The 11,445-nt window shown below is 42.1% G+C and carries 11 protein-coding genes; all 11 read left to right on the forward strand.

The genetic code is table 11. The features are described from left to right. The first annotated feature begins 328 nt into the window (after positions 1 to 328). The 11 genes from leuS to ybeD all read left to right on the forward strand — a co-directional run bounded on the left by leuS (position 329) and on the right by ybeD (position 11,435). Positions 329 to 2,917 carry a leucine--tRNA ligase gene (gene leuS / locus ACTRWE_RS09650; RefSeq protein ID WP_462879919.1) on the forward strand — a complete coding sequence of 863 codons (2,589 nt, stop codon included), beginning with the start codon at positions 329 to 331 and terminating at the stop codon, positions 2,915 to 2,917. A gap of 1 nt (position 2,918) precedes the next feature. Beyond that, positions 2,919 to 3,410: an LPS-assembly lipoprotein LptE gene (locus ACTRWE_RS09655; protein ID WP_262976810.1), complete on the forward strand. Its 492-nt coding sequence runs from the start codon at positions 2,919 to 2,921 to the stop codon at positions 3,408 to 3,410. Continuing rightward, positions 3,410 to 4,450: a DNA polymerase III subunit delta gene (gene holA / locus ACTRWE_RS09660; protein WP_033103795.1), complete on the forward strand. Its 1,041-nt coding sequence runs from the start codon at positions 3,410 to 3,412 to the stop codon at positions 4,448 to 4,450. The genes ACTRWE_RS09655 and holA overlap by 1 nt, the downstream gene beginning before the upstream one ends. Positions 4,451 to 4,460: 10 nt before the next feature. Next, positions 4,461 to 5,090 (forward strand): nicotinate-nucleotide adenylyltransferase, encoded by a 630-nt coding sequence (gene nadD, locus ACTRWE_RS09665; protein WP_128583213.1) that lies wholly within the window; start codon positions 4,461 to 4,463, stop codon positions 5,088 to 5,090. A 62-nt stretch (positions 5,091 to 5,152) separates the two neighbouring features. Continuing rightward, positions 5,153 to 5,470 (forward strand): ribosome silencing factor, encoded by a 318-nt coding sequence (gene rsfS, locus ACTRWE_RS09670; protein ID WP_013465348.1) that lies wholly within the window; start codon positions 5,153 to 5,155, stop codon positions 5,468 to 5,470. 37 nt (positions 5,471 to 5,507) lie between these two features. Further along, positions 5,508 to 5,978: a 23S rRNA (pseudouridine(1915)-N(3))-methyltransferase RlmH gene (gene rlmH / locus ACTRWE_RS09675; protein WP_002958522.1), complete on the forward strand. Its 471-nt coding sequence runs from the start codon at positions 5,508 to 5,510 to the stop codon at positions 5,976 to 5,978. Positions 5,979 to 5,987: 9 nt separating this feature from the next. Further along, complete coding sequence (mrdA, locus tag ACTRWE_RS09680) at positions 5,988 to 7,868, forward strand: penicillin-binding protein 2 (RefSeq protein ID WP_028834085.1); 1,881 nt, start codon at positions 5,988 to 5,990, stop codon at positions 7,866 to 7,868. Further along, positions 7,865 to 8,971 (forward strand): rod shape-determining protein RodA, encoded by a 1,107-nt coding sequence (gene rodA / locus ACTRWE_RS09685; RefSeq protein WP_462879920.1) that lies wholly within the window; start codon positions 7,865 to 7,867, stop codon positions 8,969 to 8,971. Before mrdA ends, rodA begins: the two co-directional genes overlap by 4 nt. Then, a complete protein-coding gene (locus tag ACTRWE_RS09690; protein WP_028834084.1) occupies positions 8,971 to 9,732 on the forward strand; it encodes a septal ring lytic transglycosylase RlpA family protein in 762 nt (253 codons plus the stop codon). The genes rodA and ACTRWE_RS09690 overlap by 1 nt, the downstream gene beginning before the upstream one ends. A 53-nt stretch (positions 9,733 to 9,785) precedes the next feature. Then, the gene (locus ACTRWE_RS09695) at positions 9,786 to 10,946 is read left to right on the forward strand and encodes a serine hydrolase (protein WP_029609897.1); all 1,161 of its coding nucleotides are present in this window, start codon (positions 9,786 to 9,788) and stop codon (positions 10,944 to 10,946) included. Between the two features lie 210 nt (positions 10,947 to 11,156). Beyond that, positions 11,157 to 11,435: a DUF493 family protein YbeD gene (gene ybeD, locus ACTRWE_RS09700; RefSeq protein WP_016898950.1), complete on the forward strand. Its 279-nt coding sequence runs from the start codon at positions 11,157 to 11,159 to the stop codon at positions 11,433 to 11,435. Positions 11,436 to 11,445: the final 10 nt, after the last annotated feature.

The raw sequence follows: 11,445 nt of genomic DNA on the forward strand, positions 1-11,445 counted from the left end.
GAAGCTTTGCTCGGTTTTTACTTAGCCCACTAGGTTACAAACCTCGCGTCGCGATTAAATCGCCCCTAGTTTGAACAAATTGTAATCCACAAAGATCAACAGACCCTAGCTTAAACCTCAAATACTTGCGTGTAAACTTAACTAAAAAGATTAACAAACGCTAAGTTAAAACTGACTCCTAACATAGATAAGTATAGGTTAACCTGCACTGAAAACTAATTTAGCGGCAAATTTATAAAAAGCGCCGCTTTGGCGCTGTGAATAACGCTTTATTTGGGGTATCCTATCGACAATTTTTTATTAGTATGCAAGAAGTTTGGAAACGTAAATGCAAGAGCAATATAACCCACAAGACATAGAGTCAAAAGTCCAACGCTACTGGGAAGAAAACCAAGTATTTAAAGTCACAGAAGACGAGAGCAAAGAAAAGTACTACTGCCTCTCAATGTTTCCTTACCCAAGTGGTCGACTGCATATGGGTCATGTGCGTAACTACACCATTGGTGACGTGGTTTCTCGCTTTCAGCGCTTGCAAGGCAAAAACGTAATGCAACCTATGGGTTGGGATGCGTTTGGTTTACCTGCAGAAAACGCGGCTATTAAAAATAAAACAGCCCCTGCAAAGTGGACTTACGAAAATATTGATTACATGCGTAACCAACTTAAGCAATTAGGGTTTGGCTACGACTGGGATCGCGAAATTGCGACATGCCACCCAGAATATTATAAATGGGAACAATGGTTCTTCACTAAGCTTTACGAAAAAGGCCTAGTGTACAAAAAAATGTCAACGGTTAACTGGGATCCTGTGGATCAAACAGTATTAGCTAACGAACAAGTAATTGATGGTCGTGGTTGGCGTTCAGGTGCGGTAGTGGAACAAAAAGAAATTCCACAGTGGTTTATAAAAATTACCGACTATGCTCAAGAGCTATTAGACGACTTAGACAAACTAGAAGATTGGCCTGAGCAAGTTAAAACCATGCAGCGCAACTGGATTGGTCGCTCTGAAGGGTTAGATATCGAGTTTACGCGTACCGACAATAACGAAAAGTTTAGTGTATACACCACTCGTCCAGATACGTTTATGGGCGTGACATACCTAGCCGTTGCCGGTGGCCACCCAATCGCGCAAGAAGCGGCTAAAAACAACGACGCGATTGCGATGTTTGTTGAAGAGTGTAAAAACACTAAAGTTGCCGAAGCGGATATGGCAACCATGGAGAAAAAAGGCATTGCAACGGGCTTTTACGCCACGCATCCATTAACGGGCGAGCAAGTGCCTATTTGGGTTGCAAACTTTGTATTGATGCATTACGGCTCAGGCGCGGTAATGGCAGTACCAGCGCACGACCAACGTGACTTTGAATTTGCCACCGCTTATGGCCTCGATATTAAACAAGTTATTGCCCCTGCTGAAGGTTCAGAGCTTGAAGTAAACCTAAGCAAAGAAGCATTCACCGAAAAAGGCGTACTGGTTAACTCAGGTGAATTTGATGGCCTTGATTTTGAAAACGCCTTTAACGCTGTTGCCGACAAATTAGAAGCATTAGGTGTAGGTGAGCGTAAAGTAAACTTCCGTCTTCGCGATTGGGGCGTAAGCCGCCAACGTTACTGGGGCTCTCCAATCCCAATGCTGAGCGATGAAAACGGGAACGAGCTTGCTGCCACTGAAGATATGCTCCCTGTGCGTTTACCAGAAGATGTGGTAATGAATGGTGTTACATCGCCAATTAAAGCCGATCCAAATTGGGCTAAAACAACTGTAAACGGTGTACCCGCTACTCACGAAACAGATACTTTTGACACCTTTATGGAATCATCGTGGTATTACGCTCGCTACTGTAGCCCACGCCATGACGAAGGCATGTTAGACCCTGCAGCCGCTAACTACTGGTTACCAGTAAACCAATACATTGGTGGTATTGAGCACGCTATATTGCACTTATTATATTCGCGCTTTTTCCACAAATTATTACGTGACTTTGGTTTAGTTAATTCAGACGAGCCATTCGACCGCTTACTTTGTCAAGGTATGGTACTTGCTGAAACATTTTATCGTAAAGATGAAAAAGGTGGCGACATTTGGATTTCGCCAAGTGATGTAAACACCGAAACCGACGACAAAGGTCGCGTAACTAAAGCATGGCATAAAGATGATGGTGAACCGGTGTTCTCATCTGGCATGAGCAAAATGTCTAAGTCGAAAAACAACGGTATAGACCCACAAGAAGTTATTGCCCAATACGGTGCAGATACAGTGCGTTTATTTATGATGTTTACAGCACCACCAGAGCAAACACTTGAATGGTCAGATTCAGGCGTTGAAGGCGCACATCGTTTCTTAAAGCGTGTGTGGAAATATGCGGTAGATGTTAAAACAGTAGGTTACCAAGCACTTGATAAATCGGCGCTTACTAACCCGCAAAAAGTACTACGTCGTGAGCTACACAAAGCAATCGCAAAAGTGAGCGATGATGTAGAACGTCGTCAAACCTTTAACACCGCTATTGCCGCAATTATGGAGCTTTCTAACAAGCTATTAAAAGCGCCATTAAGTGACATACAAGATGTTGCCATTGCTAACGAGGCACTGGAAGCATTAATAATTATGCTGGCACCTATTACACCGCATTTATCGCATCAATTATGGCAAGACCTAGGTAAAGAAGGTGATATTTTAGATGCGGCATGGCCAAAAGTTGATGAATCTGCTCTTGTTGAAGATGAAAAACTAATCATCGTACAAGTAAACGGTAAGCTGCGTGCAAAACTAACAGTGGCTGCTGATGCTACGCAAGAGCAAGTAGAAGCTTTGGCATTTGCAGAGTCTAACGTGACTAAATTTACTGATGGTGCAACGATACGCAAAGTCATTTATGTACCAGGTAAATTACTTAACGTGGTAGCTAACTAATATGGCTGCTTTAAACGCCATTAAAAACGGACTAGCCTTAGTGCTAGTCTGTTTTTTGTTATCGAGCTGTGGCTTTCATCTTAAAAAAGCATCAAGCCTACCCGATGATTTAAAACAGCTAACGCTTGTGGGGGATGATCAAAAATCTGCTTTATTTAGCTATTTGCAAACCGAACTGGCTATGAGCGATGTCACTTTAGTGCCTGCAAGTAAACAATCAGCGCAGCTTTATTTATTTAAAGAACAACTAGAGCGTCAAACCTTATCGTTGTTCCAAAATGGACAAGTAGCTGAGTACGAACTGGCATACAGCGTAAGTTATGTAGTAAAACGCCCGAAACAAAAAGCCATCGAAAAACGCTTTGAGTTATACCGTAACTACCAAGACGACCCAGATAACGCACTAGCAAAAGCAAAAGAACTTGAGCTGCTAATTAGCGAAATTCGCCAACAAGCGAGTCGTCGTATTGTTAGAGAGTTGTCGCAACTATAATGCGTTGTTATGCAAATCAGCTATCGAGTGAATTAAAAAAAGGCTTAAAACCTTTTTATTTGGTTTTTGGCGAAGAGCCTTTTCAAGAAGCGCAATGTGTACAGCTCATTCGCGACACGGCAAAGGCACAAGGATTTGATGAAGTAATTAAATTCACTTTAGCTCAGGGCTTTGATTGGCAAGAAATAATCGCGCAATACCAAAGTATGTCGTTGTTTAGCGCGCGCACTATTATTGAGCTTGATTTAAACCAGCAAAAACCGGGAACACCCGGCGCAAACACCTTTAAAAAAATAGTAGAGCTTGAAAACCCTGATACGATCTTAATCGTAAAAGGCGCTAAGGCCAGTCAAGATGTTCAGCGCGGCGCGTGGTTTAAAGCACTTGATAAGCATGGGTTATTTGTACCCTGTTACCCACTTAGCGGAAATCACTTAAAGCGTTGGCTTGATGAGCAGTGCCAACGCTTGTCACTAAATATTCAAAACGAGGCCAAACTCAGTTTAATTAATGCCACTGAAGGCAACTTACTTGCGTGTTACCAAGAGCTTGAAAAACTAGCATTAATACACGGTGACGCTCTGATCACGCAACAACTGGTGATGCAAGGACTACTAAACCAAGCTAAGTTTGATATTTTTGATTTAAGTGATGCGCTTTTAAACGGCCACACCGCTCAGGCTATAAAAGTACTTAACAAACTTGCCAGTGATAACACTGAGGTTGTGAGTATCTTATGGGCCATCAATAAAGACCTTAATACATTATTGAGTGTGCAGCAGGGATTATTGCAAGGTGAGTCATTAGCAACCTTATTTAAACAAAAAGCGATTTGGAAAAATCAACAAGCACCAGTACAAACAGCCATTAACAGGCTAAACATTCATACCCTAGAGAATATTAGCAGTGAACTGGCATTGTTTGATGCAAGTTACAAGCAAGGCGCATTGATTGCCCCTTACCAAGCATTGGCGCATATTTGCATTAAGTTCTGCCAACCGCTCGATATTCCACTTCCCTGCCATAGTAACCGTCAGTAAAGGGAAATACATGATTGCAATTTTTGGTGGTACTTTTGATCCCGTTCATTTGGGACACCTTAATATGGCGCAGCAATGCGTTGCGACCTTTAAATTACACTCACTCTATTTTATGCCCTGTGCAATACCCGCGCACAAAGCGGCACCGGGGATCAGCACCGAGCATCGTATAGCAATGCTTAAAGCCGCAATTACACCTTATGCGCAGTTCAAGCTTGATTTACGAGAACTGCAACGCAGCGGCCCGTCGTATTCTTTATTAAGTTTGCAAGAGCTAAGAGCAGAAAACCCCGATACCCCTATTTTATTTTTAATTGGCATGGACTCATTCAACAATTTCGATAAATGGTATCAATGGCAAACAATAACTCGCCTTTGCCATATAGTGGTATATCAACGCCCAGGTCAAAGCTGCCATGTACTGGGGGAACTTAAAGACTATAAACAGCAAGCTGTGACCAACGATTTTTCTCTGCTCAACAAAACAAATGCCGGACACCTTTACTTTTTAGAGGGAGAACAGCTGGACGCCGCATCCAGCGAGATCCGTCAAGCCCTTAAAAAAAGTACTAAAAAGAGTGAACTATTACCCGACGCCGTGAGTCACTATATTAAGCAGCACCAGCTTTATCAAGAGTGATTGGTATAAACCCCTCAGCGTGTTAAAATAACCGCTATTAAATTTTAAATTGAGACAAAACCTTGGATTCGAAACAACTACTCGCTTTTGCACTAGACAAAATTGACGATATGAAAGCACGTGATGTGATTCAACTTGACGTAACTGGCAGCTCAGACGTAACCGATTACATGATTGTATGTTCAGGCACATCAAGACGTCATGTATTGTCAATTGCTGATAACTTAGCAAAAGAAGCTCGCCACGCTGGTGAAGAGCCATTAGGGTATGAAGGCCAAAGCGATGGTGAATGGGCACTCGTTGATTTAGGTGATGTGATTGTTCACGTTATGCAAGATCAAGCACGTAGCTATTACGATCTAGAAAAGCTTTGGGGCTAATTGCTCCCTATTTTAGACAACGCTTGGAAGTAACGTCGTGAAAATACAAATGATTGCTGTTGGTACAAAAATGCCAGCATGGGTAGAGACAGGTTTTGCAGAGTATCAACGCCGCTTTCCCAAAGATATGGCATTGGAACTCATTGAGATCCCTGCTGGTAAACGTGGAAAAAATGCCGATATAAAGCGTATTTTGCACATTGAAGGTGAAAAAACCTTAGCCGCCATACCTAAAGGCAATCGTATTGTCACACTAGAAGTAACCGGTAAAGCACTGGATACTCATCAACTAGCAAAAAACATGGAAAAGTGGCAACTAGATGGTCGCGATGTCAGTTTATTAATTGGCGGACCTGAAGGCTTAGCCCCAGAGTGTATTGCTGCCTCTGAGCAAAAATGGTCGTTATCAAATTTAACGCTCCCACACCCTTTAGTACGCATTATTGTTGCTGAAAGCCTCTACAGAGGCTGGAGCTTAAATAACAACCATCCTTATCATCGCGAGTAGTTTCTTGCTATGCTAAAACGAAGACCCACAATTCGCGACCACTCAGCAGAAGCTAATTTATTTGCTCGGCGTGCATTCGTGGGTTTTATTTTTATATTAGTCCTTGTAGCAATATTGCTGTCTAACTTGTATAAAATCCAGGTAGATGATCATCAAGATTATCAAACTCGTTCTAATGATAACCGTATAAAAGTTATACCTATAGCCCCCAATCGCGGTTTAATTTACGACCGAAACGGTGTTTTACTGGCCGAAAATAAGCCCGTTTATAACCTTGAGGTGATCCCCGAAGAAGTTGATGATTTAACCGCCTCTTTGAAGTCTATCAGCAAAATCATTGAAATAACCGAGCAACAACAAGCTGATTTTCTTGATGATATAAAACATACTCGACGTTTTAAAAGTCAAGTCCTCAAAGCCCGTTTAAATGAAAACGAAGTAGCGATGTTTTCAGTAAACCAACATAAGTTCCCAGGCTTTAGTATTGAGGCGCGTCTAGCGAGATATTACCCCTTTGGCGATACTTTAACCCATGCATTAGGCTATGTCGCAAAGCTCAATAGAAAAGAGTTAAACAAGCTTGAACAACAAGATGAAGCCACAAACTACCGAGCCACGCATGATATTGGTAAGCTGGGTATCGAAAAGTACTACGAGCCGTTATTACATGGTCAAGTTGGCTCACAACGAGTTGAAGTTAATAACCGCGGCCGAATTATCCGCACTTTAAGTATGGATCCACCGCAAGCGGGTGACGACTTAGTACTTACTCTCGATATTGGTTTACAACAAATAGCCCAACATGCACTTAAAGATATGCGCGGCGCTATTGTGGTAATGGATGCAAAAGATGGCGGCGTTTTAGCGCTGTATTCAAACCCAAGTTATGATCCCAATTTATTTGTGCACGGTATTAGCAGTAAAGACTACAAAGCCTTACTCAACCCTGATCGTCCACTGATCAATCGCACGACTCAAGGTCGCTACGCACCAGCATCTACTGTTAAACCACACATGGCTATTTTGGCATTAGAAGAAAATATAGTGCAAGAAACCACCAGTATGTGGGATCCCGGCTTTTTTCAAATTCCCAACGTAGAGCATAGATGGCGTGATTGGCGACGTTGGGGCCATGGCCATGTGGATGTTTATAAAGCAATAGAAGAGTCATGCGATACCTACTTTTATGACGCAGCCTATCGAATGGGGATCACAAAAATAAGTAACTTTATGGCTCGCTTTGGCTTTGGTGAATTATCCGGTATTGATATTCATGAAGAAACAACCGCTATTTTACCCTCAAAAGAGTGGAAAGAAGCCCGTTTTAAAGAGTCTTGGTGGCCTGGAGATACTATTTCTGTAGGAATTGGCCAAGGTTATTGGACTGCCACCCCCATTCAAATAGCGAATGCCACTAATATTTTAGTTAACAGAGGGATAAATCACCCTCCTCATTTAGTGCAAGTTGCTAAAAAAGAAGATCAAATTACTCAGCTCAATAATGAAGAAAAACCACCGGTTGTACTTAATAACGAAGATAACTGGCGCATCGCGATTGATGCCATGCATAACACCGTTAAAAAAACTACCGGAACTGCCCATCGTGCATTTAAAGGGGCTACTTATGACCCTGCAGGTAAAACCGGTACTGCCCAAGTGGTGAGTATTGCTCAGGGCGAGCGTTACGACGCCGATGCACTCAAAGAGCGCCAACGCGACAACGCCATTTATATAGGTTTTGCCCCGTTTAATAACCCACAAATTGTTGTCTCTATTGTGGTAGAAAATACCGGTGGGGGAAGCTCAGTAGGTGCGCCCATTGCGCGCCAATTAATGGATTACTATTTTGCAGCTAACCCAATCCAATCTTCAGGGGACAAAGCACCATGACAGCTTTACATGATAAGCGCTCTATTTGGCTGCGACTGCATATTGATTTGCCACTTTTTATTGCGTTATTGCTGATGATGGCCGGTAGTATCACCATTGTATACAGCGCCTCAGGGCAAGACGCTGCCATGATGGTTCGCCATATTACGCGAATGGCTGGCGCCATTATAGGTATGTTTGTACTTGCTCAAATTCCACCAGCGACTTTAAAACGTTTAGTTATTCCCATGTATTGCCTAGGATTACTCATGCTGGTTGGGGTACTGCTATTTGGTGTAAGTTCTAAGGGAGCTCAACGCTGGTTAGATTTAGGCATTACTCGCTTTCAACCCTCAGAGCTAATGAAACTAGCGGTTCCGATGATGGTTGCTTGGTATATTGGCCGCCACCATTTGCCGCCGCGTCCGTTACATTTAGTCGTTGGCTTTGCCATTGTTATGCTGCCTACCCTACTAATTAAAGAACAACCTGATTTGGGCACCTCAATTTTGATTGCCAGTTCCGGTGTATTTGTATTGTTTTTATCAGGCTTGAGCTGGCGTTTAATCGGCTTTTTAAGCTCGGTTGTTGCTTTGGCAGCATGGCCATTTTGGCACTACGGTATGCACGATTATCAAAAGCAAAGGGTACTGACCTTTTTAGACCCTGAGAGCGATCCGCTGGGTTCTGGCTATCATATTATTCAATCAAAAATTGCCATTGGTTCAGGCGGTATCGAAGGAAAAGGCTGGCTGCAAGGCACGCAATCGCAGCTAGAGTTTTTACCTGAACGACATACTGACTTTATTTTTTCAGTACTGAGTGAAGAGTTTGGCTTATTTGGTGTGTGTGTTTTACTTAGCCTGTACTTATTCATCATTGGCCGTGGATTATTTATTGCAGTTAACGCACAAGATGCGTTTGGTAAACTATTAGCCGGCTCACTCACACTTACATTTTTTGTTTATATTTTTGTAAATATTGGCATGGTATCGGGTTTGCTGCCTGTTGTAGGTGTACCGTTACCATTAATTAGTTATGGCGGTACCTCAATGGTGACCCTGATGGCTGCATTTGGCATTATTATGTCGATTGCCACAGATAAAAGGATGCTCTTAAAATAATGCGCCTTTACAAACAACTTATAATTATTATTCTCGTTAGCCTCTTTTTAAGTGCATGCAGCAGTTCAAATAGTCGTTACAGCATGCGCCATGATGCGGCCCCGCTTCGTGCACCGACCGAATTAGAAATGCAAGATGCCATTGTTACTCAAGTTATTAAAAGTGCGAGTACCACGCGCCCCTACGAAGTGCTTGGCAAACGTTATACCCCGATGCTCGATGAAACCGGCTATTCAGAAACGGGCATTGCTTCGTGGTATGGCCGTAAATTTCATGGGTATCACACCTCTAATGGCGAAATTTACGACATGTTCGCTATGACCGCAGCCCATAAAACGTTGCCTTTACCTAGTTTTGTGCGGGTAACAAATACGGCTAATGGCAAATCAATTATTGTTCGTGTTAATGACCGTGGCCCCTTTCATGATAATAGAATTATTGACCTTTCTTATGCCGCTGCATACAAACTTGGATACCATAAGTATGGTACAGCAGAGGTTAAGCTAGAAGCCATTACTCTAGCCGATACCCATGCACGAAAAACCTACGTTCAAGTTGCCGCGGGCAGTACCTTAGCCAACATAGAAGCGTTAGCAAGTACACTGCGAGAACAGTATAAGTTACCGACAAATATCGTTGAAAAAGACGCTATTTATAGATTGCACTTAGGGCCAATAAAAGATGCCCAACATGCGCAACAAGTACTAGAAACATTAAAACAAAATCAATTTCAAAACGCGTTCTTGCTTTACACTCAGTAAGCCCTTTAGAATGGGAATACGCATATTTTTAACTTTAACCATTAATGAGTATGATGAAATCTATTAAACATAAAATTCTTACTGGTGTTTGCGGCTTAGTCTGTTCTGCCGCCGTATTTTCAGCCACCGCCCAAATTATTCCAGCGCCTCCTCAAGTTAATGCAAAAGGTTACTTTTTGGTGGACTTCACCACAGGTAAAGTCATTGCACAAGGCGAGGCTGATACCAAACTCGCACCGGCCAGCTTAACTAAAATGATGACCAGTTATGTAATTGGTACCGAAATTAATGCTGGTAATATTGCGCCTACCGATATGGTTACTGTTAGTGAAAAAGCGTGGGCAAAAAACTTCCCTGAATCATCAAAAATGTTTATTGAAGTCGGTAAACAAGTTAGTGTCGATGATCTTAACCATGGCATTATTATTCAATCAGGAAATGATGCATGTGTTGCTATGGCAGAGCATATTGCTGGTAGCGAAAGCGCGTTTGCAGATTTAATGAATGCTCACGCCGAAAAAATAGGCATGACTAATACGCATTTTGTTAATAGTCATGGCCTTGATACTGATGCGCATTATACAACGCCACGCGACATGGCAACATTAGGGGCTGCACTTATCAGAGATGTGCCTGATGAATACGCTCTATATAAACAAAAGTCTTTTACCTTCAATGGCATAAAGCAATATAACCGCAACTCTTTGTTGTGGGATGAAAGCCTAGATGTAGATGGTATTAAAACGGGTCACACATCTGATGCCGGTTACAGCTTAGTCACCTCTGCAACAAAAAACGACATGCGTTTAATTGCCGTTGTAATGGGCACCTCAAGTGAGCGCGCGCGTAAGGTAGAAAGTAAAAAACTACTAAACTACGGTTTTCGCTTTTTTGAAACAATTACCCCGTATAAAGCCGGCGACAGCTTTGCTGAGCAACGTGTTTGGATGGGCAATAAAGAGAATGTTTCTTTAGGAATTTTAGAAGATACACCTATTACTATTCCTCGTGGTCAGCATAAAAACCTTAAAGCAAACTTTGAGCTAGACGATACCCTTGAGGCACCTTTAGCTAAAGGCACAAAAGTAGGTACTTTATTTTTACAGCTTGAAGGCGAAGATATTGCACAATATCCGCTAGTTACACTTGAAGAAATACAAGAAGGTAGCTTCTTTAGTAAAATATATGACTACTTACGCTTACAGATTATGTAATTGCGAGTAAAGTAATATGAACGCCTCCACTGTGAGGCGTTTTTTTTTGCTTGAAAAGTGCTAGAATGCGCCCCATATATACCAATCGTATTGAATGACTATCATTGGCTTGGGTCAACAATAGCATCATTTCAAGATTGCCATTAGCCTGTCAGTTTTAAGCTTCGCGTTTTAGCAAAGCCTACACTTTTTGTTTGAGGAGTTCCCGTCGTGGTTGAACCTGTTAAAGACACTAAATTTGATGAGTACTTAGAGTACCCTTGCCCATTTACATTTAAAATTATGGGTCTAGCTAATGTAAACTTAACTGATCAAATTTTAGCTAAATTACAACCTATTGCTCCAGGTGATTATGCGCCAAAAGTAAAACCAAGCAGTAAAGGTAATTACGAGTCTGTAACGCTAGTAGCTACTGTAACAAGCGGCAAACACATTGAAGAAATTTACAACGTGATCAGCAACATCGATGACGTACGCCATATGCTTTAATCCATAGTTG

Source organism: Pseudoalteromonas sp. G5_S1_54_S4 (genome assembly GCF_054968565.1).

What these genes read in the sequence shown, in the direction of transcription:
- leuS (WP_462879919.1), top strand. Translation starts at nt 329, where the DNA reads ATGCAAGAGCAATATAACCCACAAGACATAGAGTCAAAAGTCCAACGC.
- ACTRWE_RS09655 (WP_262976810.1), top strand. Translation starts at nt 2,919, where the DNA reads ATGGCTGCTTTAAACGCCATTAAAAACGGACTAGCCTTAGTGCTAGTC.
- holA (WP_033103795.1), top strand. Translation starts at nt 3,410, where the DNA reads ATGCGTTGTTATGCAAATCAGCTATCGAGTGAATTAAAAAAAGGCTTA.
- nadD (WP_128583213.1), top strand. Translation starts at nt 4,461, where the DNA reads ATGATTGCAATTTTTGGTGGTACTTTTGATCCCGTTCATTTGGGACAC.
- mrdA (WP_028834085.1), top strand. Translation starts at nt 5,988, where the DNA reads ATGCTAAAACGAAGACCCACAATTCGCGACCACTCAGCAGAAGCTAAT.
- rodA (WP_462879920.1), top strand. Translation starts at nt 7,865, where the DNA reads ATGACAGCTTTACATGATAAGCGCTCTATTTGGCTGCGACTGCATATT.
- ACTRWE_RS09690 (WP_028834084.1), top strand. Translation starts at nt 8,971, where the DNA reads ATGCGCCTTTACAAACAACTTATAATTATTATTCTCGTTAGCCTCTTT.
- ACTRWE_RS09695 (WP_029609897.1), top strand. Translation starts at nt 9,786, where the DNA reads ATGAAATCTATTAAACATAAAATTCTTACTGGTGTTTGCGGCTTAGTC.